Genomic DNA, 23,460 nt, shown 5'->3' with positions numbered 1-23,460 from the left:
GGCCAAGAGCGGCCGCTGCAATCGGCACCATTCGCGGCCGCCTCGGAAACCATCCGCAGAAGAGCCCGGATCCGGAACAGCCCCAGCCAGTCTCGGAACGCTGAGTGAGACGCACAGAGCGCCCATACGCCTCACAAGGGGCTGAACACCCTGTGAACCGTATGGACGCTCTGTGAGACGTATAGAACCCCGGAAGGGGGCGTCTAGAGGAGGCGGGACAGGAACGCTTGGGTGCGTTCGTGTTTGGGGTTGGCCAAGAGCTCGCGGGGGGCGCCCGCTTCGACGATGACGCCGCCGTCCATGAAGACCAGTTTGTCGGCCACCTCGCGGGCGAAACCCATTTCGTGCGTGACCACGACCATGGTCATGCCGGACTGGGCCAGTTCGCGCATGACCTGGAGCACCTCGCCGACCAGTTCCGGGTCCAGCGCGGAGGTCGGCTCGTCGAACAGCATCAGCTTCGGGTCCATGGCGAGCGCACGGGCGATGGCCACCCGCTGCTGCTGGCCGCCGGACAGCTGCGCCGGATAGGCATTCGCCTTCTCCGCCAAGCCGACTCGGTCGAGCAGTTCCTTCGCCTTGGCCAGCGCTTCGGCCTTGGGCACCTTCTTGACCTGGGTCGGCGCCTCGATCACGTTCTCCAGCACCGTGCGATGCGGGAACAGATTGAAATGCTGGAACACCATGCCGATTTCGCGGCGCTGCCGGGCGGCTTCCCGCGGATGCAGCTCGTAGAGTTTGCCGTTCTTCTCCTCGTAGCCGACGAGTTCGCCGTCCACGTAGAGCCGACCCGCGTTCACCTCTTCGAGATGGTTGATGCAGCGCAGGAAGGTGGATTTGCCCGAGCCGGAGGGCCCGATCACACACAACACCTCGCCGCGGCCGATCTCCAGCGAGACGCCCTTGAGCACCTGCAGCGCGCCGAAGTTCTTGCATACTCGGTCGGCGAGAATCATCGGCCGGGCGTCTTTGACTGTGTCCGTACTCATTTCGCCCTCACGATCGTCTGGGCGTCGGCAAGATCCTGCAGCTGCTTGCCGGTCAACTGCCGGGACAGGCCGCGTGAGTAGTAGCGCTCCAGGTAGAACTGCCCGACCATCAGCACGCTGGTGACGATGAGGTACCAGGTCGCCGCGACCAGCAGCAGCGGGACCGGCTGGAAGTTGACGCCGTAGATATCGCGGGCCCGGCCGAAGAGGTCGGTGCTCAGCGGCAGCGCGGTGACCAGCGAGGTGGTCTTCAGCATGCCGATGAGCTCGTTGCCGGTCGGCGGGATGATCACCCGCATCGCCTGGGGCAGCACCGTCCGGCGCATGGTCATGCTCCAGGACATGCCGAGCGCGGTCGACGCCTCGCGCTGACCTTCACCGACGGAATTGATTCCGGCACGGACGATTTCGGCCATGTACGCGGCCTCGTTCAGGCCGAGACCGATCACCGCGAACAGGAACGCCGCCTGCAGGCTCTGCACATCCAGATCGATGAAATGCGGTCCCCACGGGATGCCGAGCACGATGTGCTTGTACAGCGACGGGAACAAGCCCCAGAACACCAACTGCACGAAAACCGGTGTGCCACGGAAGATCCAGAGATACACCCAGGACGCGGCGCGCAGCACCGGGTTCGGCGACAACCGCATGACCGCGAGCAACGTGCCGAGCGAGACGGCGATCGCCATGGCGAGCACGGTCAGTTCGAGCGTGACCACCACACCGTTGAGGATCCTGGTGTCGAACAGGTACTTACCGTAGGTGTTCCACTTGTAGGCCTCGTTCGTCGCCGCGCCGTAGACGAAGAGTCCGACGAGCACCAGGATGACCGCGGCGGCGATCCACCGGCCGGGCCTGCGCAGCGGCACCGCTTTGATCGGTTCCGGCTCCTGGGATGGGTCTGCCGCACCGGGCCCGGGGTCGCCGGGCGCCGGCATGGTTTCGTTCGACGTCATCGATCAGCTCGCGGCGCCGTTGATGACCGACTTGGTGATCGCGCCTTCCTCGACGCCCCAGGCCTTCGCGATTTCCAGGTACTTACCGTTGTCGATCAGGCTCTGCACGGCCTTCTGCAGCACCGCCGCCAGCGGCGAGCTCTTCGGCACGGCCCAGCCGTACGGCGCGGAATCGAAAGCGGCACCGGCCTTTTCGATCTTGCCGTCGCTCTGCTTGATCGCGTACGCGGTCACCGGGGAGTCGGCCGACATCGCGTCGACCTGGCCGAGCACCAGGGCGTTGGTCGCGGCGCTCTGCTCATCGAAGGCCTTGATGTCGATGGCGGGCTTGCCTTCGGCGACGCACTTCGCGCTCTTGGCGGGCACCTCGTCGGTGTGCTCCACGGTGGTGGCCTGCACGGCGACCTTCTTGCCGCAGGCGTTGTCCGGGTCGACCGGCTTGCCCTTCTGCTGCGCCCACTGGATACCGGCGCTGAAGTAGGTGGTGAAGTCGACCTGCTGCTCGCGTTCCTTGGAGTCGGTGATCGAGGACATACCGACGTCGTAGGTGCCGGCCTGGATGGTCGGGATGATCTTCTCGAACGCGGACTCGAGGTACTCGGCCTTGACGCCGAGGGTGGCGGCGACGGCATCCATCAGGTCGACGTCGAAGCCGACGATCTTGCCGCTCGGATCCTTGTACTCGTTGGGCTGGTAGGGGATGTTCACGCCGACGATCAGCTTGCCGGACTGCTTGATCTTGTCGGGGAGCTGCGCGGCGATGGAATCGACCTTCTCGATTCCCCCCACCTTCTGCACCGCTGGTCCGGAGTCTTCGGAATTACTACAGCCCGCCAGGGCAAGTGCGCCTACGGCGAGTACGCACACCGCCTGCAGGGCGCGCCTGCCAAGAACCGATCGAACAGACACAGCAGCCCTCCACATTTCGGATTCAAGAAACCCGGGTGTCACCACCCGTTGGCAATCTAAGCGACCGAGACGCTTCGTGCTGGACAGTAACGGAAGTTTCATCCGTTCCTTGCTGAACACTCCGGGCTACCACACTCTGACTACCGGCGGTGGACCCTAGCACAAACTTGTTCGGTGAACTCGCTGGTCGACGCCAGTCCGCCCAGGTCCGCAGTGGCGATGCCCGCTTCGAACGTGGCCGCGACGGCCCGTTCGACCCGCTCAGCGGCGTGCCGCAGTGTGCTTTCGCTATCGCGAGTCCCCAACCAACGCAACAGCATTGCCGCGGACAGTTGCAGCGCGGCGGGGTTGGCGCGGTTGTGCCCGGCGATCGTCGGCGCCGCGCCGTGCACGGCCTGTGCCATGGCGTGGGTGGCCGAGCAGTTGAGCGAGGCGGCCAGACCGAGCGAGCCGCTCAGCTCGCCGGCGAGATCGGAGAGGATGTCGCCGAAGAGGTTCTCGGTCACCAGGACGTCGTAGTCGGCGGCGGCGCGGACGAGGTGCGCGGCCGTCGCGTCGACGTGTTCGTCGGTGACCTCGACGCCGGGATACGCGTGGGCAATTTCATAGCAGACGTCGCGGAACAGGCCCATCGTCATCGGCAGCACGTTGGCCTTGTGCACGATGGTCAGCCGCTTGCGCCGGGACGAGGCGAGCCGGAAGGCCTCGTGCGCGATCCGCTCGCAGGCCTGCCTGGTCACCACGCCGACCATCATGGCGACGTCCTCGGTCGGCCGGAACTCCCCCGACCCGGCGAACATGTTGCGGTCGGCATAGAAGCCTTCACTGTTCTCCCGGACGATCACCAGGTCGATCTCGGGTGCCATCGCCCGGACACCGGCGAACGCACGAGCCGGGCGGATGTTGGCGTACAGGCCGAACCGCTTGCGAATGGCACCGCCCGGCGCGACCGCGGTGCGGTGTTCGGCCGGGTAGGAGGCGTTGTCGTGCGGGCCGAGGATCCAGGCGTCGACGCTGTCCAGCGCGGTCAGGGTCTGTTCGGGCAGCGGGTCGCCGTGTTCCTCGATGGCGCGATGGCCCATGAGCAGCGGCACCCATTCGATCGGCGCGGCACCCGCAGCCGAGACCGCCTCGTCGACGACCTGCCGGGTGGCACGCACCACTTCCGGGCCGATGCCGTCGCCGTCGATCAGCCCGAGGCGCAGCGCCGGTCCGGTCGCCGCGCTCACGACAGTTCTCCGGTCGCTGTTCCTATGGGTCGTTCGCCACGCTCGGTCACGGCATCATCCTCGCGCCGAGCTCGGCCTGACGGCGAACCGACCCACCGTCGGCTCGGCAACCGCTATTTTCTGGAGATCGCGCGGTTGGTCGAATTTCGGGTGTCAGGCGGCCGCTGCCGGGGAAGAACCCTACTGAGGACAACTCAGCGGAAGCGACAACAACCGAGCCGGTCGACTGCCGCGGGTAAGCAGCATCCGTGCGCCGCCCATTTTGTCCGTGGAAGATATAGGCAACTGTCGGCGTTGTAGCTGGCACACCGAATACGAGAGGACGTCATGGCCACCCAGACGCTGACCCAGCAGAATTTTGATGAGGTAGTCACCGGAAACGACGTGGTACTCGTCGATTTCTGGGCTGAGTGGTGCGGCCCGTGCAAGAGCTTCGCGCCGACCTTCGAGGCCTCTTCGGAGAAGCACGCCGATGTCGTGCACGCCAAGGTCGACACCGAATCCGAGCAGGGGCTCGCGGCCGCCGCCAACATCCGCTCCATCCCGACCATCATGGCCTTCCGCGAGGGTGTGCTGGTGTTCGCGCAGCCGGGCGCGCTGCCGCCCGCCGCGCTGGAGGACCTGGTCACCCAGGTGAAGGAGCTGGACATGGACGAGGTGCGCAAGCAGCTCGCCGAGCAGCAGGCCGGCGCCGAGCAGTAAGCACGCCGAACCACAAAGGGCCGTCCCCCTCAGCTGAGCGGGACGGCCCTCTTGCGTGGGTCAGCCACCGAGCTTGTTGACTCCGGCAATCATCGCGCGAACCGTCGATTCGGCGCTGTCGTCGGCCAGTGCGGCACCCCAGCCGCGCCTGCCGTTGCATTCACACTGCACGAAGGTCGCGGTACCTTCGCCGGTGCGGCGCTGGTGGAACTGCAGGATCTCGACGTGATAGCCCTCCTCATAGAGGGCCGAGGTCATTGCCGCGACGAGGCTGCCGGAGGCGACCACCGTGCGCAGATGGTCGGTGAACTCCAGCGTGACCGCGAAATCCGCGCTGCGGCTACCTGCGGGCGACCATTCGCCGAGCTTGATCGGCCCGGTGTGCTCGCAGTAGCGGTGGTGGAATTGCGCCGGGGTGAGGTCGGCGCTTTCGTGGCGCAGGCCCTTGGGCGCGGCGGCATGGAACGTGTGGGTATCGAGCGTGAGGATTGTCATTTGAAAGTAGGTCTTCCCGAGGAATGTCGTGGCTCAGTTGACAGAGGGGACCAGCACTAACAAGTCGTTCAGCCCGCAGCGAGGGGGCCGGTCCGAATCAGACCCCGCTACGGCGGGTTACTACGAGGAGAATTCGCCGGGGCGCCACCATCGCGGTAAGCGGAATTAGCGCGGCGCTGTCGCGGTCTGCGACTGTGAGCGCTGCGCTGTGGCGGTCGGCGGGATTCGGCACGCGCTTGAGGATAGGGACATCTCGGCGCAATAGCAACCATATTTGATGCCCGATTTGTCTACTGGCCGGTAGCGTTCGCGCAGCTCAGGGGCGCTGGGCGGCGGTTCGGCCGATCACGGCGGTGCCGTGCGGCACATGTTCAGCCGCGTGTCATGCAGCAGACATGTCGGGAGCACGTGTCGGGGCGGCGTGTCGATCGGAGGGCTGCGGTGAAATGCCGAGATCCGGGCCCGTGGACCCGGATCTCGTGGCGTGTTCGGCGGATCAGTCGGCGAGGACCTCGTTCAGCTTGCCGGTGGCAACATCGAAGATGAACCCGCGAATCGAGTCCTTGTGCGGCACGAACGGGCTGGCGACGATGCGGGCAATCGATTGGCGCACATCGGTTTCCAGATCGGAGAACGCTTCGGCGGCCCATTCCGGCTTGATGCCGACGTCCTGCTGGATCGCGGCCTTGAAGTCGTCGTCGGTGAAAGTGAGCATGCCGCAATCGGTGTGGTGGATCAGGATGATCTCGCGGGTCCCGAGCAGCCGCTGACTGATCGCGAGCGACCGGATCTCGTCGGCCGTGATCACACCGCCCGCATTGCGGATGACGTGCGACTCCCCCTCGCTGATGCCAAGCGCGCCATAGACATTCAGCCGGGCATCCATGCACGCGACCACCGCGACATGCTTGGCCGGCGGCAACGGCAGCGGCCCGGTGAAGGTGCTCGCGTAGGTAGCGTTGTTCTGCAGGTACTCATCGGTCACAGTCATTGGGTGGTCCCCTGCGGTCGGTATGCGTGGATACGTATGCGCTTATGTGTGGCGTGGCTCACCATAGGCTCGCCTGGCCGCACCCGAACCGGTCCTACTCACCGTGATTCGTTTACTGGCGTGGTGAGAGCGACACATGCTCACCTCACATAGCAACGCGCGGCTCCGTCGGTACGCTCCAGCCGTGCAAGAACATTCGGGGCGGCAGCGCCGGGGCCGCGACCATGCGGTTCGGATCATGCTGGGGCTCTTCGGCATTGGCATGGCAATCGGGGCCTACTTTCCGATCAGCGAGGGCACCGGAACCGCTGCTCGTGCGCTTGGCCTATCGGGATATCCAGGCACATTCGTCGTCGAAAGTTGCCAGCCGAGTAGGGATCGCAACGGCCGCCAACCGGCTCTGTGCGACGGGATATTCATTCCCGCTGACGAACGACACGCCTCGATCACGCTGTCGCGACAAGGCGGACCGCACGCGCCCGGTACCCGAATCGCGGTCAGCGGGAACTCCGACGCCATCAATGCCGTTGGGCTCGGAACCGCCTTTTCGGGTTTGGCACTCGCCACCATCTTCGGTGGATTCGGGGTGTTCATGGCGAGCGGTTGCCTTCTCGTACTGATGGGCCTGCTCCCCGACCGGGTGACCAGCCGGGCAGCGCGTGCACTGATATATGTCGGCTGCGGTCTCGTAGCTGTGGGGCTCGCCTTCGTCATCCTCGCGATCTGCTTGCCGTGATCGCACCCGCGACACCCGAGATATGTTGCTGGACAAGTGATCACGAGGAAATGGTGTCGTTGGCCTCTCGACCGATGCCTGCATCAGTTCCCCATGATCGCTTGTCCAGCGGCCGGGTGCTGGACCAGCGGACGGTGTAGCTGGTTTCGATCGGCCTGATCAGTCGACGCGGATGACGATGGCGGTGGCGTTGTCGTTGCCGCCCGCTCGGTCGCAGGTGGTCAGCAGGTTGGTGACGACCGATTGCGGGGGCTCGTCGCGAAGGAGGAGGGTGCGGAGGTCGTCGTAGCTGACCTGCTCGGATACTCCATCGGAGCACAGTAGGTAGCGGTCGCCTGGGCGCATCGTCACGCTGAGTACGTCGGGTTCGACTGCGCCGAGGCCGATGTATCGGGTCAGGTGATAGCGCGCCGACGCGGCCTGCGCGGAATCGAAGGGGTACCAACCGTTTACGGCTCCGAGCCAGGCCATCGTGTGGTCCGTCGTCAGCAGTTCGAGCAGTCCGCCGCGCAACCGGTACACGCGCGAGTCACCGATCTGAACGAGCCAGTAGCCCTGCGGCGTCGCCAGCATGGCGGTCAGCGTGCATCCGGCCAAACTCCGCGATTCCCGGCCGATTTGACCTACTCGGGTGTCCGCCGCGGCCACTGCGGCACGGAAGGTGTCCGGTCCAGGTGCGGAGTCTCGCGTGAGGTAGCCGACGAAGATATCGACCGCGGTGCGTCCGGCGGCGGCGCTGCCCGGGCCATCGCCCATACCGTCGGCCACCACCGCCAGCAGGGGTTGTTCGCGTAGGTAGGTGACATCGAAATTCGCCGAATAGCGTCTGCCGATGTCACTACCCACAGCGGCCTCGATTGCGGGGCTTCGCACCCGCGAATTCTGACATACCTGGCCCGCGCCGGCCTTTTTCGGAGAACAGCCGAACGCGGGCACCGGTGGCTACGACCCGTTCGCAGTTACGGCATCAAGGCTTTGCTGCCCGGTGGCCGAGTTCAGCGTCGGCAGGTAGCCGCGGGCGTAACCGTCCGCGTCGGGGTGATAGGACTCGACCGGGTCGGCGATGTTCAGTTGGTTGATCCACGGATCGCCGCCACAGATTCCGTGTCCGGCGAAGCGGGGGGTCGGGTTCGCGAAGGTGAATCCGGCGGACTGAGCGCGGGTTCCGGTGACTCGGTTGAGTTCGTCGGCGCCGTGGTTGAGGGAGTCGCGTTTGTGCAGGCTGAAGCTGAACGGACAGGTGTCACGTTCGAAGAGCCGCGGATAACCGAGGACGACGACCTTGGCCTTGGGCGCCTTGGCCTTGATCTCTTGGTAGAGACCGTCGAGACGGCCGGGCAAGGTGCGGTTGGCGAAAGTGATGCCCTTGTTTACTGCTGCGTCGCAAGCGGCGTCACTGGCCGGGAATACGCAGGAGCGCAGGATGTCGGAAAAACCGGCGTCGTTGCCGCCGGCGGAGATCGTGACCAGGCCGGTCCGGTCGTTCAGCGTATTCAGTTGGCTGGAACGCACGTCCTGGGTGGTGGCGCCGCTGCAGGCTTTGAAGGAGAAGACGCCCACGGCATGGGATTTCGCCCATAGTGCGGGGTAGCCGGCGTCGCTGCGGAGGCAGTCGCCACTGTCGGACCGGTAGTCGCCGGTGCCGACGCCCGAGGAATAGGAGTCGCCGAGCGCGACATAGTCGATGGGCGCTGGGGTGGGTGCGGCAAGGGCGGCGGTGGCGGGCAGCAAAGCGGTCACGAGTGCGGCGAAGGTCGCCTGCAATGCACGGGCGCGGATCATTTTTTGCTCCAGGGAGAGGGAACAGCAGCGGCGCGAAGGTGTGGAAAACACTGCCGTTTACCAGAAATGGCTACGTGCAGTGGCGAGAAGCATCAGGGGGCAAGGCAACGATACGAACTGTTCGACTGCACAACCAAAGCCGTTGTTCCCCAACGTTTGACATGCGGCAATAGGCAACTGGGGAGTTGTCTGGTCAGCCCAGCGACGCGCTCGCCGCCCGCAGCTCGTCCAGGGCCGCCAGGGCATACCCGGCGAGCTCGTCGTCGGCGTCTCCTTCGGACCATTCGGCGTATCCCCGTTTGAAGGCGAGCAGGCCCAGTTCGCTCGCCAACGCCGCGGTCGGATCGGGCACGCCGCGCGCGATGAGAGCGGAGGTCATGGCGGCCGCGAGGCTGACGCTCTTGAGGGCGTCACGCTCCTGAAGCTCGACGCTGGAGGCGATCGCCGCCTTCAAGCGCGGGGCGAGCTCGCGACTCGTCGGTCCCATCGCGCTCGCGGCGCGTTCGAGACCGGCAGCGACCGCCTCGAGCGGGGTGGCATCAGCGGGGGCCTCGGCGATTCCCTCGGCCAGCAGCTGACTCAATGTCACCTGCCCGGCGACCAGCAGCTCGCGCTTATCCGGAAAGTGCCGGAAGAAGGTGCTTTTGGTGACTCCGGCGCGTTCGGCGATCTGCGCGACCGTGGTGGCGTCGTAGCCCTGCTCGGTGAACAGATCGACAGCAGCCACGACGAGGCGTTCACGCGCCCCTGGTTCCCATCGAGCCATGCGCCCATCATATGTGACGGGACTTTTATCCCGTCACCCTGTTACAGTGATGGGACAAGAGTCGCATCACTTGAGGGAGAGTTCCATGCGTGTTTTTGTCACCGGTGGCACCGGACTGATCGGATCCGCCGTCGTCGCCGAGCTGCTCGGCAACGGACACACCGTTCTTACGCTCGCCCGCTCCGACACCTCGGCGCTGGCCGCCGAAGCCGCCGGCGCCGAGCCACTCCGCGGCGCGCTCGCCGACCTGGACGTTCTTCGCGCGGGCGTTGCGCAGGCGGACGGGGTGATCCACTTGGCCTTCACCAACGACTTCAGCAGTCCCGAGGCGCTGGCGCATGCGGTCGCCGAGGAAACTGCCGCGCTCACGACCCTCGGTGCGGAACTCGTCGGCAGCGACCGCCCCTTCGTCACCGTCTCGGGCACACCGTGGGTGCCGGGCCGCACCTCCACCGAGGCCGACCCGCCATCGACCGACGGGCCGGTCGGTGGTCGCAGTCGCGCAGTGCTGGCGATGCTCGACCTGGCCTCGCGCGGAGTCCGCAGCACGGCCGTACGCCTGCCGCGCACCGTACACAACGAGGGCGCAGGCGGATTCGCCGGTTTGCTGACCAACATCGCACGCCAGACCGGAGTCTCCGGCTACCCGGGCGACGGCACACAGCGCTGGCCCGCCGTGCACGCACTCGATGCGGCCGTTCTCTTCCGACTTGCCTTGGAACAGGCCGAAGCCGGCACGTCCTGGCACGCCGTTGCCGACGAGGGCGACCCGGTACGTGACATCGCCGCGGTCATCGGCCGACGGCTGAACCTGCCGGTCGAGCCGGTGCCGACGGAAACCTACGGCCCCATCGGCCCGATCTTCGCCACCGACCAGCCCGCCTCCAGCACCCACACCCGGCAGGCGCTCGGCTGGGAACCGAAGCACCCCAGCCTCCTCGAGGACCTGGAGAACATCCAGCCCTGACTGATTCGGACCGCTGAGATAAGGAAGCCCGGACCGCGTTCCTCAAGGTGGATAAGCGCCGATCTCGGCGGTCCAATCGTTCGCTGCGGTCGACACGGATTCGGTACGTTCGAACGACGTTGGCGGCCAACCGATCAGCGGAGGGCCGCTCGGTCAGGTTTTCAGGGCGCGCTCCAGGCCGGCGGCGACGTGGTCCAACGGGTCGACGGTGCCTTCGGTCCGGCACAGTATGAGCGCGCCCTCTAGGCCGGCGATCAACAGGGTTGCCAGATTTGTGGCGTCGGGTTCGTGGATTCCGTTGCGTCGCAGGCATTCCTGGAAAGGGTGTTGCCATCGGCGGAATACGTCACGTGCGGCGGTGAGTAGGGCAGGGTCTTCCGGTCCCGCGCCGAGGGCGATGGCGGCGATCGGGCAGCCGGGCGGGTAGCCGCCCCCGGTCATGACCATCTTCGCGCCGGCCATGATCGCGCGCATCGCCGAGACCGGGTCCAGGTCCGCGCACACCGCTTCGATGGCCGGGCCGACGGCGGCGTCGGTGAGGGCGAGGACTTCCTCGCCGAGTTCGGTCTTGCCGCGCGGGAAGTGGTGATAAATGACGCCGCGATGGGTCCCGGCCTTCTCGACGATCTCGCGGAAGCCCGTCGCGGCGTAGCCCTGACCGCGGAACAGCAGCGCGGCCTGTCGGATCATCCGCATTCGCGTATCGCGTGCCATCGCACCTCCCCGGGCTCGTCCTTGACTAAGACAGTAGTCCTAGAACATACTCACATCCACTTCTAGGACACCTGACCTAGACATGCGGGGCGTCCACCGCCCGTACCCGACCTACAGGAGGTCCCGCGCCATGCTCTTCGACGCCTTTCGCTCCCTGGCCCTGCGTTACGTCACCGCAGTCCTCGAAACACCATTGCAGTTCTTCGTTTTCCTGGCCGGAGCTTGGTTCACCGCCAACGGAGTGATCGCCTTCGGCATCTACCCCGATATGGCCTTCGGCGGCGATATGCACTCGTGCACCATCCAGTTCCTGGGATTCATCCCCGTCACCGTGAACGGCTGGCACGCCCTCTTTCACCTGCTCACCGGGCTGGCCGGGCTCGTCCTCGCGCCCGTATACGCCCGCGCGATCGCCTATGCCTGGGCCTGCGGACCGTTCTATTTGCTCATCGCGGCGCTCGGATTCACCGGCGGCGACCACGTCCTGCACCTGATGGCGGTCGACACCTTCGGCAATATCGTGCACACCGTCGAAGGCACCATCCTGCTCACCGCCGCGGGACTGGCCGCGTTCACCGCACGCGCCACCACTCCCGCTGCCGCCCAACATAATTGAACGACACACGTTTGGGTCCGCCGAATTGTCGTGTGACCGGCTAGAAATCCGGTTGCGACAGCGCGCATGGCCGCATGACACTGAGGCCATGGATGAGGCGAAGGTGACGGTCCCGGTTCGACCGCGCCCCGATGGTGGCAGCGGTAGTAGTGACCCGGCCATCGATCGTCTCTTTCGCGATGGCCGGTTGGTGTCGATGCCCTCGGTGAAGTCCCGGCGTCGTGCGTTGCGGGAGATGCTGCTCAGCCACATTGCCCGCACTCGTTTCGAGCCGGCTGTTTTCTACACCGAGGGACAGGTCAACGAGCGTCTCGCGGAAATCTTCGATGATTACGTCGCATTACGCCGCTATCTGGTCGTGTCCGGCCGCCTCGATCGCACCCGCGATGGTGCCCGCTATTGGCTACCCGGTGCCGAGCAGCCATAGGTCGTGCGTCAGCTGAGTGCTGAATCAGCAAGGCGCCATGGTGGATTGCGTCGGTTGTCCCCGCCATGGAACAGGCACAGTCGATGCCCGTCGGGATCGCGAAGCCGCGCCTCCCGCCACAACCATGACTGGTCGCTGGGCGCGCTGTCGAACGCGATGCCCGCGTCCATCAACCGCGTGCATTGATCGTCGAGGTCATCCGTCTCGAAGTACACGGTCACTTGCTCGTCGTCCGAGACCGACCGGACCAGATCGACCGAGAACGTACTGCCACCGTCTGGGCATTCGAACCGCAGGTAGTGGTCGGTCTTGACGATCAGTCTCAGTCCCAGTAGCAGATAGAACCGCTCGGACCGAGCGAGGTCGGTGCTACCCACGGTCACCTGATTAAGCCGCATCCACTCACTATGCAACCTCGAGCGCGGTCGAGGTCAATCCTGCTACCTGCCCGTGCTGCTCCGGTCCTATCGCCCGAGGCGAATCGGCCAGTGCGGCAAGCCATTCGTGGGCGAGCACCGGCAAGCAGGTCAGCGCGGCTTCCGCCACGGCGGGATCGACACGTAGGTCGCGGCGCGCAACGCCCACTCCACCGGCCCGTACTGATAGCGCCGCAGCCACCAGCTGCTCAGCCATAGTTGCGCGGCGAAAGTCAGCAGTGCGAGCGCCGCCATCGTCGTCGGCGGTACCTGGTCGGCCAGGCCGAGACCGTAACCGGAGTAGAGAGCCATCAGCACCACCGACTGCGCGATGTAGTTCGTCGCCGCCATTCGTCCTGCGGGAGCGAGCCATTCGAGGTAGCGCCGCAGATGCGGCGCGTGGGCAGCCAGCAGCATGATGGCGGCGACGTAGGCGAACGTCAGCAGCGGGTTGATCAGCGCCTGGAGTTCCGGCCAGATCTCGGGCGCGGCAATCCATCGCATGGTGTCGGCGAAGGTGACCGCTGAAATCGGCAGGCCGACAACCAGACCGATCCGCAGTGTTCGAGGCGCCCACTTGTATAGCGTGTCGGGCCGGTGCAGCAATCCGCGCTTTCCCGCGGCCATGCCGATCAGGAGCAACCCGAGGCTCGGCAGGCCCTGCCCGAGCCAGGTCAACAGCATGAACTTCGGCCCCACCGTCACCTGGGCGTGCAGGGTGTCGGTGAAGTTGTGGGTGAAATCCTCGTGCAGGCTCTGGAAATCGAGAAAGTCCCAGACTTGATCGAAGGCGGTATCCATGCCGGGCATCAGCACTGATGCCGCATAGAGCACAGTGCCGGTGATCAGAGCGGTGCGCGGGCGCAGGTTCCGGCACCCGATCAGGATCAGGCCGAGGACCGCGTACAGCGTGAGAATGTCACCGAGCCAGAGCAGCGACACGTGCGCGAACCCGATCACCAGCAAGGCCGCGCACCGTCGCAACAGCCGGCCGCGCGCCGAGACCCCGGCCTGTTGTGCCGCCGCGATCTGCAGGGTGAACGAGTACCCGAAAAGAAACGCGAACAGCAGGTAGAACCGCCCGGAGAACAGGGCGTCGAGCATCGCGGGTACCCAATGACCGCTGTCGCGCGAGAACTCCACGTAGTCGCGGGCGTTACCGAATTCCCAGAGCTGGGTCGCGACGAAAACATTGACGAGCAGAATGCCGAACAATGCGAATCCGCGCAGGATATCGACCTCGGCGATGCGTGTCGCCGGGGCTGCCGCGATAGGCGGCACGGAATCGGGTGAAACGGGCATCCGGAGACCGTATGTCAAGGTACGGCGTTCCGACGAACTCGACCTCCGTGATCATCTCGGCAGCAGGAGGCGATGCTGGTGCGCCGTGCAGCGAGGTTTCCGAACCGACTGTGCGCTCGTTCAGGCGGTGTCAACGGTCCGAGCGCGGGCGGGTGAGGGTGAACTTGTCGATCACCGTGAGCTCACTCGTGGGGCCGGTCAGGGCATAGTAGGTTCCGTTGATCTTGGTCTGGCCGCCGGGTTCGCCGGGGTCGACGTCGAAGGAACAGAAGCCGTATGGATGCTGCGCATCCTTGACCGCCGACCACGGCGCGTCCTCGGTGACGTAGACCGGCGTCTTCTTACCGGTCGCCGGATCGACAGCGCCGACGGCGGTGATCACCCGGCATTGCGTTCCCGGGAAGAACAGCCCGTTCGACGGCACCGAGGTGCCACCACCGCCGATCACCACATGGACGGTGCCCTTGGTGGTGTCGATGACATCGGTGCGAGTATCCGCGGGCTTCGGGGTCAGCGTGTCGGTGCCGAGCACACCGCGCACGGGATGCGAACGCTCGTAATGGTGTTCGTGCCCGCACAGCACCAGATCGACCTGGTACTTGTCGAACAATGGCAGCCAATCCTCGCGGATGGCGCGGTCGGCGCCGTTGAACTTGTCGGCGGAGGAGATCGCGGTCTGATGCATGAAGACGATCACCCAGTCGATGCCGCGATCGGCGCGCGCCTTGGCCAATTCGGCCTCCAGCCACTGCTTCTGGGCGCCGCCGGAGTATCCGCGGACGTAACTGTTGCCCGCATCCTGATAGCAGATGTCATCGTTGGCGACCGCGATGATCCGGACGCCGCCGACGGTGAACGAGTACCAGAGGCCGCGCGCGAGTTGTTCGGCGCCCGCGTCCGGCACCGTGAAATAGGTCTGAAACGCCGCATAGCCGATCGGTCCGTTGCCGAGTTCGTTCTCGTGGTTGCCGGGTGCGGGCATCCACGGCCGATACCGCGCGGACCGACTGTTGTTGGCCCACCAGTCATTCCAGGTACGGACCCGGTCGGTCGCGAGATTCGCATAGCAGAGGTCGCCGTTGACGAGGTTGAACAACGGCGCGACCCGCTCGATACCGGAGGTCACATCGCCGGCGAACGGTGAGCCGAGGTTGTCGTTGACATACTTACCACCATCGAGTTTGCCGAGCGTCGGGGTGCCTTGATCGCCGAAGCTGGTGAACCGGAACGCGGCTCGACCCGAAGGCGCGGTGCGAATGGTGCCGAGTTCCGGGGGCGCGCCGTCGTGGCCCGCCGCGTAGACGTAGTCGGTGTCCGGGGCGAGGCCGCTCAGTCGCGCGTGGTGCGCCTGAATTTCGGTGCCGGACTTGGCATCCCGGTAGGTTCTGGTCTCCGCGTCGACGACCTTGCCGAAACCGCTTGCGGCCGTACCGTATCGAACCACCGGCTTGGCCACCGACGCGCTGGTGTGCCAGGTGACGACCACTTCCCGGGCCGCGTCGGCGCCGAATTGCAGATGCAGGCCCGCGACATTCGGGGCAGCCAGCTTATCCGCGGTCTCTAGCAATTCGGCCGTGCGCGGCCACAGTGCCGCCGCGCTGTCGGAGTCCGAGCTAGCGCGCAGGGCAGCGGTCCCCCCGGCGCCCACCGCGATTCCGGCGACGGCCGCGCCCGCGGATGCCCCGAACAACCATCGCCTGCTCACGCCACCCGGTGCTGGTGTCGCGGTGCTGTCCGGACCTGCGTCCTCGGTGCCTTCGTGGTTGGCCATGAGTACTGGCTTACCGGACATTTGATCCTGAATTGCCACCGACAGGCTAATTCGAGATGAACGCCGCCACCGGATGAACCACCCTGTGGTGAAAAGGGATTGAGGCCCCCGCTCCGCCAGCACCCCGTCAGCGCTGGAATGACCGTCGGTAGAGCATCGGAGTGGTGCCGACCGCACGGGTGAAATGGTGCCGGAGGTTGCCCGCGGTGCCCATGCCGCAGAGTTGACTGATGCGGTCTACCGGCAGATCCGTGGTTTCGAGGAGTTGGCGGGCGCGGGCGAGGCGTTCGGTGTGCAGCCAGCGCAGCGGCGTCGTGCCGGTGGCTTCGGCGAAGCGGCGGGCCAAGGTGCGGGTACTGAGCCCGGCGGTGCGGGCCAGTTGCGCGACGGTGAGTTGTTGATCGAGATTCTTGCTGGCCCATTGCAATACCGGTCCGAGTCCATCGGCGTCGGATCGGGGCATCGGCTTCTCGATGTATTGCGCCTGACCGCCTGCGCGGTGGGCTTGGACCACCATCCGGCGCGCCACCTGATTGGCGACGTCCGCGCCGAGATCGGTGCGGATGAGATGCAAGCACAGGTCGATACCGGCGCTGACGCCCGCGCTGGTCAGCACGTCGCCTTCGTCGACATAGAGCACCGCCGGATCGAGCCGGACGTTCGGATACCGGGTCTCCATGAGTTCGGCATAGCGCCAATGGGTGGTAGCCCGCCGCCCGTTCAGCAGCCCCGCCGCGGCCAAGGCGAACGCGCCGGTGCACAACGAGACGATCCGGGCGCCACGCGCGTGCGCGGCCAAGATGGCGGCTGTCAATCGCGGATCCACGGTGTCTGCGGATACGTCCTCGGGGTCGAGCCCGGGCACGATCACGGTGTCCGCGCCGTCGAGCGCGTGCAGGTCGTGCGGGGTGTCCAGGACGAAGCCGTGGGCGATCCGCGTCTTGCCGGGATCGGCGGCGCACATTCGCAGCTCGTACCACGGATCGGCGATATCGCGCCGATCGATGCCGAATACCTGTGTGGCAATGGCCAGCTCGAACATCGGCATGCCGTCGATGACGGCGACTGCGACGACTCCCGGGGTATCCATGACCCCCAGCCTACTGGCAGAATTTTCGTCAAGTTAGTCATTTCTGCCACTCGTCGGCGACCGTTCTCCCGACGAGGCTGAATCTTGTGACTACGACTGATGTTTCGCGTCTGCCCCGGCTGCGCCACGAAACGGCGTTCGGCCTGGCCGCGGCGGTGATCGGGTTGTGCCTGGCGGCCTCCGCCATGCCCTCGCCGCTCTACAAGCTCTACGCGGCGACCTGGCAGCTGGACACCTCGACAGTGACGCTGATCTACGCCACCTATTGCTTCGGCGTCTTGACGACCCTGCTGGTGGTCGGCCGCATCTCCGACAGTGTCGGCCGTCGCCCCGTCATCGCGGCCGGGCTGGCCGGCCTGCTCGCGTCGATGGTGTTGTACGGCTGCGCGTCCGACGTGATCTGGCTCTTCCTCGCCCGCGCTGTACAAGGGTTGTCGACCGGGGTCGCCATCAGCGCGGCCGGCGCGGCGTTGCTGGAGTTGTATCGAGGCGACAATCCTGCCAAAACCGGTCTGTACAACGTCGTCGCGAGCGCGCTCGGGGTCGGATCAGGTGGCATGGCCGGGTCACTGCTGGTGCAATACGTGCCCCATCCGCTGGTAACGCCTTATGTTCTGTTGGCGGTGTTGGTGACGCTCCTGCTGCTCGGTACCGCACTGATGCCGGAAACAGTGGTGTCGCGCACCGGATTCCGGATCACCGCGCCCGGTGTGCCGCGTACGATCCTCGCACCGTTCGTGCTGGCGGGTCTGGCGATCGCGTGCGCGTGGTCGATCGTCGGCCTGTTCCTCGGCCTGGTCGGGGCGATCGTCCCGGCCCTGCTGCATACCAGCAGTTACCTGCCCGCCGGTGGTTCCATCATGGCGATGGGGTGCGCCGGCGCGCTGGCCTCGGTGTTCACCCAGAAGACGGCACCAACGACGCAGATCGCCCGTGGTATGGCGATCCTGTCGGCAGGCATCCTCGGGCTGGCTGGGTCGGTGACCGGCGACGGGACCGCCGTGGGATTCCTGGTCGCCAGCGTCGTCATCGGATTCGGCATGGGCAGTGGGATGTTCGGTTCCTTGCGCACGATCGGCGCCGCGGCCCCGCCGGACAAACGAGCCCAGGTGATGTCGGCGTTCTACCTCATCGCCTACGCGGCCATCTCCCTTCCGGCCATCGGTGCCGGTTACACGGCTCGCCGCCTCGGCGCAGCGCCCACCATTCAGATCTTCGGCGCGGGCATCATCGTCGTCTCGCTGGCGACCATGACCCTGGCCCGCACCCGGCACCGCGCAGCGGGAAGCTCCACCGCCACAGCACAATTGGTTTCCTCGCGGACATAGATCACGACTGGCCGAGCGGTCATTCCGCACCGCGCCGCAGGCGGCCAGTGCTGCCGCTATGGGCAGTCCGCCTCCAGCACGGATAACCCGAGTGAGTCGCTGTTCGCATTCTGCGAGGACGCGCCATCTCCAGTCATCCAGCAAACCTTGTTGCTTCAGCCAGATGGAGACACAACCGACTGGGTCCGCATCAAGCATCACCATGTCGGATGTCGGGGTGGCAGAGGCGCCGACGATTGGTGACGACACCTAGGCGTGACTCATTGCCTGCTTGCTGCTTTGTCGACCGTGAAGTCGCGGACCAGCAGCAAGAACGGAATCGCGGTGGCGATACCGACGGAAAAGGTCAGCACGAACGAGATGGCCCACCAACGCATGATGCCGAGCCGTCGCGCCTCGGAGAAGGCCCATACGTGGAAGCCGAGCACCACGAAGGCGAGGTCGACCATAGCGAATCGGCCCGGCACCGTTTTGTAGATGTCGCCGACGAAGAAATCCAGCGCCGACTTCGGCCCGTTGCGCCGTACGTACGGCAGCGCGATCGAGTTCTGCGTGATGAACGCGGCTACGAGCGTCGCGATGAGCGTGGGCCGTCGCCAGGATGAATCCGCGATGCCTTCGGACATGGGCAGTCTCCTAAGGTCGTGACGTGAGGTCGGCGGGTCGCCTTGGAGACGGGCCCGGCAACCGAAGTCTCAGGGGTAACCGAGACTTATCGTTACACACAATTGGTTGCGTTCAGGACAACCACATTGATGCGATACCGAATGAGCGGCATCGGTCCGAACTCGCGGGTCGCGGCATTGCCCACGTTCGTGAGCAGGCACGAAGCAGGCATCGCCGACGACGGTGAACGAGGCTTAAGGAAGTCCGCATATACCTGCGGACTCCCTTCGGACTCGGCCTGACTCGAACATGCGGCTACCCTCTCCGAACTACGGGCGCATTCATCCGGTGGCCAGTGCGCCTTAGGCGAGGACAGCGGAGAACTTAACTCCCGAATCGAGCCGCGTGCAACGACATATCCTCGCTGACCACTCCGCTTGTTTGCCGGCCGGTTCACTCGGCGCCGTTGCGCCACGAGCCGAAGCGGGCAACGGTCGCAAATCCGATCCTGTCGACGCGCGCGTGGGAAGGCATTCGGGCGACGGGACGTGAACCGAAAGCCTCGCGCCGACCGAAAACCCCACCCCTGCAACGGAAGTCCCGCTCATGACCCGCTACTACGGCTGCTCCCGTTGGCGGGCCTGTGGGTGGGTTTGTGGCGATGCGGGTGGTCACGGATGAGGAGTTGGCGCGGCACCGATGAGTTCTGTCGACACGGCCGGTCATATCCAGCAACGAACTACGGAAGGGCGATCCAATGAGCGAACTGAACGCAGCACACGCGCGGCGAGCGATCGTCGAACACACCCGAGGCCTAGCGGAATCGGCCGCCGCGGCCGGGGCGGACACCGCCGTGCCGACGGCCCCGAAGTGGACCATCACCGACCTGGTCCAGCATGTGGGCCAGACTCAGCACTGGGTCGCGGAGATCATCGAGCGGCGCATTACCGACCCTGCACAGCTGCCGATGGAGATGGCCGAACCCCCTGCCGGCCCCAGCGAGTGGCAGGCGTGGCTGGCGGAGTCGGCGCAGCGGGTTTCGAATGCGTGTTCCGATGACGCGCTGGACGCGCCGGTGTTCAACCCCGCCGGGGACGCGTGGTCCGGGGCGCGATTCTGGATTGCCAGCCTGCTGAACGAGGCGGTCGTCCATGGCTTCGATGCTGCCGCTGCGGCGAACCGACCTGTCGAGATCGACGCCGATATCGCGGCCGCGCTCATCAGTAACCACTTCGCGATGCTCACCTCCCCCAACTGGGCGATGCAACGATCCGAATCCGCCGATGCCATTCGAGGCACCGGACAGACCCTGCAGTGGCGAGCCACCGACCTCGCCGGCGACACGGGCGCTTGGTTCATCGAACGGCGCCCTGACGGGCCGGCGTGGCAGCGCGGAACCCAGCCCGCCGATGTAACGGTGAGCGGCCCGGCACAATCACTGCTGCTGGCCTTGACCCGGCGTATCCCGCTCACCGACGGCAACGCCACCGACATCAGCGTCGACGGCGACACCCGCCTCGCTCAGCACTGGCTCGACAACACCGCCCATGTCAGCGGCTGACCCGTTGCCCTGAGGTTCACGCTCGGCCGGGGTCGCTGCCGACGAGACCGACGTTCGGCCCGGCCACTCCGCCGTCGACACGCTAATCGGCAGCACCAGATGGTTCAGAGTCGTTGGTAGCCAACCGATCTCGGCATTCTCGCCAGCATCCGCCGACCGGTCCGACCGCCGGTACCGCTCACTGCGAATCGGTCACTGTCGACTGATTACGCTGCGCGCCGACCGAGCCAGCGCGCAGCATCCTCGAAGTTAGTGGGCGGCGTTGTCCCAGCTGCGGCCGGTGCCGACGGAGACGTCCAAGGGGACGGACAGGTGGATGGCGGCGGCCATTTGTTCCTTGGCGAGGGCCTCGAGGGTGTCCTTCTCGCCCTCCGCCACCTCGAACAGCAATTCGTCGTGGATTTGCAGGAGCATCCGGGAGCGCAGGCCTGCTTCTTGGATTGCCTTGTGCACGTTGATCATTGCCACCTTGATGATGTCGGCGGCGGTGCCCTGGATGGGGGCGTTCAGGGCCATGCGTTCGGCGGCTTCGCGGCGTTGGCGGTTGCTGGAGTCGAGGTCGGGGAGGTAGCGGCGGCGGCCGAAGAGGGTGGAGGTGTAGCCGACCTTGCGGGCCTCTTCGACTACCTCGTAGAGGTAGTCGCGGATGCCGCCGAAGCGGTCGAAGTAGACGTCCATTTGTTCTTTGGCTTCGGTGGTGCTGATCTTCAGCTGTGCGGCAAGACCATACGAGCTGAGACCGTAGGCGAGGCCATAGGACATGGCCTTGATGCGGCGGCGCAGTTCGGGGGTCACCTCGGCGATCGGGATGTCGAAGGCCTTGGACGCCACGAAGGTGTGCAGGTCTTCGCCGGAGTTGAAGGCCTCGATCAGGGCTTCGTCCTCGGAAAGGTGCGCCATGATGCGCATTTCGATCTGGCTGTAGTCGGCGGTCATCAGCGACTGGTAGCCGGCGCCGACGACGAAGGTGTCGCGGATCTGCCTGCCGGTGTCGGTGCGGATCGGGATGTTCTGCAGGTTCGGCTCGGTGGACGAGAGGCGGCCGGTGGCGGCGATGGTCTGGTTGAACGTGGTGTGGATGCGACCGTCGTCGGCGACGCACTTCAGCAGGCCGTCGACGGTGACCTTGAGCCGGGTCGCGTCGCGGTGCTCGAGCAGATGCTGCAGGAACGGGTGCTCGGTCTTCTCGAACAGTGACTCGAGCGCGTCGGCGTCGGTGGTGTAGCCGGTCTTGGTGCGCTTGGTCTTCGGCATGTCGAGCTCGTCGAACAGCACCACCTGCAGCTGCTTGGGCGAGCCGAGGTTGATCTGCTTGCCGATCACCTCGTAGGCGGCGTTGGCGGCCTCGGACACCTTGTCGGCGAACTGACGCTGCAGCGTCTCCAATTGGTCGGTGTCGACCGCGATGCCCGCGTCCTCCAGGTTGGCGAGCACGCTGAGCAGCGGCAGCTCCATGTCCTCCAGCAGCGGCACGGATTCGATCTGCTGGAGTTCGGTGTCGAGCGCGTCGGCGAGGTCGGCGACGGCCCTGGCGCGCAGCATTTCGGTCTGCGCGAGCTCGGCGTCGACGGTGTCCTCGTCGTCGAGCAGCGACAGCTGCGTGGTCTCGTCGGTCTCGGCGCGCAGCTCGCGGCGCAGGTAGCGCAGCGAGAGGTCGTCGAGGTTGAAACTGCGCTGGCCGGGGCGGACCAGGTACGCGGCCAGTGCGGTGTCGCTGGTGAGACCGCCGAGGGTCCAGCCGCGGCCGCGCAGCGCGTGCATGGCGGCCTTCGCCTCGTGCAGCGCCTTCGGCACGGCCGGGTCGGCGAGCCAAGCGCCAAGGGCCGCTTCGTCTTCCGGAGTCAGGATGGCGACGTCGATGTAGCCGCTCTCGCCGTCGGCGGCCGCGATGGCGAGCGCGCGCACGTCACCGTTGCCGGGGGTTCCGGCGCCGACAACCGAGACACCCTGCCGGACACCGGCTTTCGCGTGCTCGGCGAGCCAGTCGGCGACCGCGCCGACCTCGAGCGCGCCGCCGCTGATCTCGAAGCCCGCCTCGGCCTCGGGCTCCTTCGGGGCCAGCGTCTCGAACAGCCGGTCGCGCAGCACGCGGAATTCCAGGTCGTCGAAGAGCTGATGGATCTTGTTGCGGTCCCACGGCGCCTGCGCCAGCTGGTCGGGTGTGTAGGGCAGCGGCACGTCGCGGATCATCTCGGTGAGCTGACGGTTGAGCACCACACTGCTCAGGTTGGCGCGCAGTGCGTCGCCGACCTTGCCCTTCACCTCGTCCACCTTGTCGACGAGGCTGTTCAGGTCGCCGTATTCGCGGATCCACTTGGCCGCGGTCTTCTCCCCCACGCCGGGGATGCCGGGCAGGTTGTCGCTCGGGTCGCCGCGCAGCGCCGCGTAATCCGGGTACTGGGCCGGGGTGAGGCCGTACTTGGCGAACACCTCGTCGGGGGTGAACCTGGTGAGGTCAGAGACGCCCTTCTTCGGGTACAGCAGCGTCACGTTCTCGTCGACCAACTGAATGGCGTCGCGGTCGCCGGAGACGATCAGCACCCGGAAGCCCTGCGCCTCGGCCTGCGTGGTCAAGGTGGCGATGAGGTCGTCGGCCTCGAAGCCGTCGATCGCCATCACCGGGATGCCCATCGCGCCGAGCACGTCCTTGGTGAGTTCGACCTGCCCGCGGAACTCGTCCGGCGTCTGCGAACGGTTCGCCTTGTACTCCGGGTACGCCTCGGTGCGGAAGGTCTTCCTCGACACGTCGAACGCGGTCGCGATGTGCGTCGGCTTCTCGTCGCGCAGCAGGTTGATCAGCATCGCGGTGAATCCGTACACCGCGTTGGTGGTCTGCCCCGTCACCGTCTTGAAGTTCTCCGCCGGTAGCGCGAAGAACGCGCGATAGGCAATCGAATGCCCGTCCAACAACAGCAGAGTCGGCCGGTCACCCGACGCGGTATCGCCGGAGCCGGACGCGGTAGCAGGACGCTGAGCAGTCGTGGGTGAACTCACGCCCCAGAGTCTAGGGACCAGCACCGACAAGGTGATACGCCGACACCCGTGCGCAGTGCATCGAGTCCCGTCCACCTCGCCGAGTGACCCAGGTAACACCCACCCCGGACGGA

Annotated in this window: 23 protein-coding genes; 7 read left to right on the top strand and 16 right to left on the bottom strand. The window is 65.9% G+C overall.

Annotated features, from left to right (window positions below; genetic code table 11):
* Positions 1 to 203 precede the first annotated feature (203 nt).
* From ACFWF1_RS17290 to ACFWF1_RS17275, 4 genes are all read right to left on the bottom strand, one after another.
* The gene (locus tag ACFWF1_RS17290; RefSeq protein ID WP_379289516.1) at positions 204 to 956 is read right to left on the bottom strand and encodes an amino acid ABC transporter ATP-binding protein; all 753 of its coding nucleotides are present in this window, start codon (positions 954 to 956) and stop codon (positions 204 to 206) included.
* Between the two features lie 29 nt (positions 957 to 985).
* A complete protein-coding gene (locus ACFWF1_RS17285) occupies positions 986 to 1,927 on the bottom strand; it encodes an amino acid ABC transporter permease (RefSeq protein WP_379289514.1) in 942 nt (313 codons plus the stop codon).
* Positions 1,928 to 1,948: 21 nt separating this feature from the next.
* The gene (locus ACFWF1_RS17280; RefSeq protein ID WP_379289435.1) at positions 1,949 to 2,869 is read right to left on the bottom strand and encodes an ABC transporter substrate-binding protein; all 921 of its coding nucleotides are present in this window, start codon (positions 2,867 to 2,869) and stop codon (positions 1,949 to 1,951) included.
* A gap of 125 nt (positions 2,870 to 2,994) precedes the next feature.
* Positions 2,995 to 4,083 carry an isocitrate/isopropylmalate dehydrogenase family protein gene (locus ACFWF1_RS17275; protein WP_379289433.1) on the bottom strand — a complete coding sequence of 363 codons (1,089 nt, stop codon included), beginning with the start codon at positions 4,081 to 4,083 and terminating at the stop codon, positions 2,995 to 2,997.
* Between the two features lie 327 nt (positions 4,084 to 4,410).
* On the opposite strand from ACFWF1_RS17275, the gene trxA reads away from it, so the two are divergent.
* Complete coding sequence (gene trxA / locus ACFWF1_RS17270; RefSeq protein WP_357391371.1) at positions 4,411 to 4,785, top strand: thioredoxin; 375 nt, start codon at positions 4,411 to 4,413, stop codon at positions 4,783 to 4,785.
* A 60-nt stretch (positions 4,786 to 4,845) separates the two neighbouring features.
* Here trxA and ACFWF1_RS17265 read toward each other — a convergent pair whose 3' ends face one another.
* Positions 4,846 to 5,280 carry a 2-keto-3-deoxygluconate kinase gene (locus tag ACFWF1_RS17265; protein ID WP_379289431.1) on the bottom strand — a complete coding sequence of 145 codons (435 nt, stop codon included), beginning with the start codon at positions 5,278 to 5,280 and terminating at the stop codon, positions 4,846 to 4,848.
* Positions 5,281 to 5,776: 496 nt separating this feature from the next.
* Positions 5,777 to 6,271, bottom strand: coding sequence for a beta-class carbonic anhydrase (locus ACFWF1_RS17260; RefSeq protein WP_379289429.1), 495 nt, complete (start codon positions 6,269 to 6,271; stop codon positions 5,777 to 5,779).
* A 184-nt stretch (positions 6,272 to 6,455) separates the two neighbouring features.
* Between ACFWF1_RS17260 and ACFWF1_RS17255 the strand changes: the two genes are divergently transcribed.
* The gene (locus tag ACFWF1_RS17255) at positions 6,456 to 7,007 is read left to right on the top strand and encodes a hypothetical protein (RefSeq protein WP_379289427.1); all 552 of its coding nucleotides are present in this window, start codon (positions 6,456 to 6,458) and stop codon (positions 7,005 to 7,007) included.
* A gap of 159 nt (positions 7,008 to 7,166) precedes the next feature.
* Here ACFWF1_RS17255 and ACFWF1_RS17250 read toward each other — a convergent pair whose 3' ends face one another.
* The 3 genes from ACFWF1_RS17250 to ACFWF1_RS17240 form a co-directional block, all read right to left on the bottom strand.
* On the bottom strand, positions 7,167 to 7,880 hold the full coding sequence (locus ACFWF1_RS17250; protein WP_379289425.1) for a PP2C family protein-serine/threonine phosphatase: 714 nt from the start codon (positions 7,878 to 7,880) through the stop codon (positions 7,167 to 7,169).
* Between the two features lie 69 nt (positions 7,881 to 7,949).
* Positions 7,950 to 8,789 (bottom strand): SGNH/GDSL hydrolase family protein, encoded by an 840-nt coding sequence (locus ACFWF1_RS17245; protein ID WP_379289424.1) that lies wholly within the window; start codon positions 8,787 to 8,789, stop codon positions 7,950 to 7,952.
* Between the two features lie 193 nt (positions 8,790 to 8,982).
* Entirely contained in the window at positions 8,983 to 9,555 is a 573-nt protein-coding gene (locus ACFWF1_RS17240; RefSeq protein WP_379289422.1) for a TetR/AcrR family transcriptional regulator, read from the bottom strand.
* Positions 9,556 to 9,640: 85 nt separating this feature from the next.
* Between ACFWF1_RS17240 and ACFWF1_RS17235 the strand changes: the two genes are divergently transcribed.
* The gene (locus tag ACFWF1_RS17235) at positions 9,641 to 10,522 is read left to right on the top strand and encodes an SDR family oxidoreductase (RefSeq protein WP_379289420.1); all 882 of its coding nucleotides are present in this window, start codon (positions 9,641 to 9,643) and stop codon (positions 10,520 to 10,522) included.
* 153 nt (positions 10,523 to 10,675) lie between these two features.
* Here the strand turns inward: ACFWF1_RS17235 and ACFWF1_RS17230 are convergent, their stop codons facing one another.
* A complete protein-coding gene (locus ACFWF1_RS17230) occupies positions 10,676 to 11,236 on the bottom strand; it encodes a TetR/AcrR family transcriptional regulator (protein WP_379289418.1) in 561 nt (186 codons plus the stop codon).
* A 130-nt stretch (positions 11,237 to 11,366) separates the two neighbouring features.
* Between ACFWF1_RS17230 and ACFWF1_RS17225 the strand changes: the two genes are divergently transcribed.
* A complete protein-coding gene (locus ACFWF1_RS17225; RefSeq protein WP_379289417.1) occupies positions 11,367 to 11,852 on the top strand; it encodes a DUF4383 domain-containing protein in 486 nt (161 codons plus the stop codon).
* An 88-nt stretch (positions 11,853 to 11,940) separates the two neighbouring features.
* Complete coding sequence (locus ACFWF1_RS17220) at positions 11,941 to 12,279, top strand: DUF2087 domain-containing protein (protein WP_379289416.1); 339 nt, start codon at positions 11,941 to 11,943, stop codon at positions 12,277 to 12,279.
* 8 nt (positions 12,280 to 12,287) lie between these two features.
* Here the strand turns inward: ACFWF1_RS17220 and ACFWF1_RS17215 are convergent, their stop codons facing one another.
* From ACFWF1_RS17215 to ACFWF1_RS17200, 4 genes are all read right to left on the bottom strand, one after another.
* Positions 12,288 to 12,677: a VOC family protein gene (locus ACFWF1_RS17215; RefSeq protein ID WP_379289414.1), complete on the bottom strand. Its 390-nt coding sequence runs from the start codon at positions 12,675 to 12,677 to the stop codon at positions 12,288 to 12,290.
* A gap of 129 nt (positions 12,678 to 12,806) precedes the next feature.
* Positions 12,807 to 13,997, bottom strand: a complete 1,191-nt coding sequence (locus ACFWF1_RS17210) for a DUF418 domain-containing protein (RefSeq protein ID WP_379289412.1) — start codon at positions 13,995 to 13,997, stop codon at positions 12,807 to 12,809.
* 130 nt (positions 13,998 to 14,127) lie between these two features.
* The gene (locus ACFWF1_RS17205) at positions 14,128 to 15,768 is read right to left on the bottom strand and encodes a purple acid phosphatase family protein (protein WP_379289410.1); all 1,641 of its coding nucleotides are present in this window, start codon (positions 15,766 to 15,768) and stop codon (positions 14,128 to 14,130) included.
* Between the two features lie 127 nt (positions 15,769 to 15,895).
* Positions 15,896 to 16,858, bottom strand: coding sequence for a helix-turn-helix domain-containing protein (locus ACFWF1_RS17200; protein ID WP_379289408.1), 963 nt, complete (start codon positions 16,856 to 16,858; stop codon positions 15,896 to 15,898).
* A gap of 86 nt (positions 16,859 to 16,944) precedes the next feature.
* Between ACFWF1_RS17200 and ACFWF1_RS17195 the strand changes: the two genes are divergently transcribed.
* Positions 16,945 to 18,186: an MFS transporter gene (locus ACFWF1_RS17195; RefSeq protein ID WP_379289406.1), complete on the top strand. Its 1,242-nt coding sequence runs from the start codon at positions 16,945 to 16,947 to the stop codon at positions 18,184 to 18,186.
* 260 nt (positions 18,187 to 18,446) lie between these two features.
* Here the strand turns inward: ACFWF1_RS17195 and ACFWF1_RS17190 are convergent, their stop codons facing one another.
* Positions 18,447 to 18,812: a DUF2834 domain-containing protein gene (locus ACFWF1_RS17190; protein WP_379289404.1), complete on the bottom strand. Its 366-nt coding sequence runs from the start codon at positions 18,810 to 18,812 to the stop codon at positions 18,447 to 18,449.
* Positions 18,813 to 19,549: 737 nt separating this feature from the next.
* Here ACFWF1_RS17190 and ACFWF1_RS17185 point away from each other — a divergent pair.
* Positions 19,550 to 20,353, top strand: a complete 804-nt coding sequence (locus ACFWF1_RS17185) for a maleylpyruvate isomerase family mycothiol-dependent enzyme (protein WP_379289403.1) — start codon at positions 19,550 to 19,552, stop codon at positions 20,351 to 20,353.
* A gap of 249 nt (positions 20,354 to 20,602) precedes the next feature.
* Here ACFWF1_RS17185 and polA read toward each other — a convergent pair whose 3' ends face one another.
* Entirely contained in the window at positions 20,603 to 23,347 is a 2,745-nt protein-coding gene (polA, locus tag ACFWF1_RS17180; RefSeq protein ID WP_379289401.1) for a DNA polymerase I, read from the bottom strand.
* Between the last annotated feature and the right edge of the window lie 113 nt (positions 23,348 to 23,460).

Source organism: Nocardia sp. NPDC060255 (assembly GCF_042727395.1).
Taxonomy (GTDB): Bacteria; Actinomycetota; Actinomycetes; order Mycobacteriales; family Mycobacteriaceae; genus Nocardia.
Note: the sequence above shows the minus strand (reverse complement) of the source record. Positions and strands in the feature narration are given on the sequence as shown.

Excerpts from the sequence above, each read along its gene's own strand:
- ACFWF1_RS17260 (WP_379289429.1), bottom strand. The coding sequence starts at position 6,271 with ATGACTGTGACCGATGAGTACCTGCAGAACAACGCTACCTACGCGAGC.
- ACFWF1_RS17225 (WP_379289417.1), top strand. The coding sequence starts at position 11,367 with ATGCTCTTCGACGCCTTTCGCTCCCTGGCCCTGCGTTACGTCACCGCA.
- ACFWF1_RS17240 (WP_379289422.1), bottom strand. The coding sequence starts at position 9,555 with ATGGCTCGATGGGAACCAGGGGCGCGTGAACGCCTCGTCGTGGCTGCT.
- ACFWF1_RS17290 (WP_379289516.1), bottom strand. The coding sequence starts at position 956 with ATGATTCTCGCCGACCGAGTATGCAAGAACTTCGGCGCGCTGCAGGTG.
- ACFWF1_RS17265 (WP_379289431.1), bottom strand. The coding sequence starts at position 5,280 with ATGACAATCCTCACGCTCGATACCCACACGTTCCATGCCGCCGCGCCC.
- ACFWF1_RS17280 (WP_379289435.1), bottom strand. The coding sequence starts at position 2,869 with ATGTGGAGGGCTGCTGTGTCTGTTCGATCGGTTCTTGGCAGGCGCGCC.
- ACFWF1_RS17185 (WP_379289403.1), top strand. The coding sequence starts at position 19,550 with ATGAGCGAACTGAACGCAGCACACGCGCGGCGAGCGATCGTCGAACAC.
- ACFWF1_RS17235 (WP_379289420.1), top strand. The coding sequence starts at position 9,641 with ATGCGTGTTTTTGTCACCGGTGGCACCGGACTGATCGGATCCGCCGTC.
- ACFWF1_RS17200 (WP_379289408.1), bottom strand. The coding sequence starts at position 16,858 with ATGGATACCCCGGGAGTCGTCGCAGTCGCCGTCATCGACGGCATGCCG.
- ACFWF1_RS17285 (WP_379289514.1), bottom strand. The coding sequence starts at position 1,927 with ATGCCGGCGCCCGGCGACCCCGGGCCCGGTGCGGCAGACCCATCCCAG.
- ACFWF1_RS17245 (WP_379289424.1), bottom strand. The coding sequence starts at position 8,789 with ATGATCCGCGCCCGTGCATTGCAGGCGACCTTCGCCGCACTCGTGACC.
- trxA (WP_357391371.1), top strand. The coding sequence starts at position 4,411 with ATGGCCACCCAGACGCTGACCCAGCAGAATTTTGATGAGGTAGTCACC.
- ACFWF1_RS17215 (WP_379289414.1), bottom strand. The coding sequence starts at position 12,677 with ATGCGGCTTAATCAGGTGACCGTGGGTAGCACCGACCTCGCTCGGTCC.
- ACFWF1_RS17210 (WP_379289412.1), bottom strand. The coding sequence starts at position 13,997 with ATGCCCGTTTCACCCGATTCCGTGCCGCCTATCGCGGCAGCCCCGGCG.
- ACFWF1_RS17205 (WP_379289410.1), bottom strand. The coding sequence starts at position 15,768 with ATGGCCAACCACGAAGGCACCGAGGACGCAGGTCCGGACAGCACCGCG.
- ACFWF1_RS17220 (WP_379289416.1), top strand. The coding sequence starts at position 11,941 with ATGGATGAGGCGAAGGTGACGGTCCCGGTTCGACCGCGCCCCGATGGT.
- ACFWF1_RS17190 (WP_379289404.1), bottom strand. The coding sequence starts at position 18,812 with ATGTCCGAAGGCATCGCGGATTCATCCTGGCGACGGCCCACGCTCATC.
- ACFWF1_RS17230 (WP_379289418.1), bottom strand. The coding sequence starts at position 11,236 with ATGGCACGCGATACGCGAATGCGGATGATCCGACAGGCCGCGCTGCTG.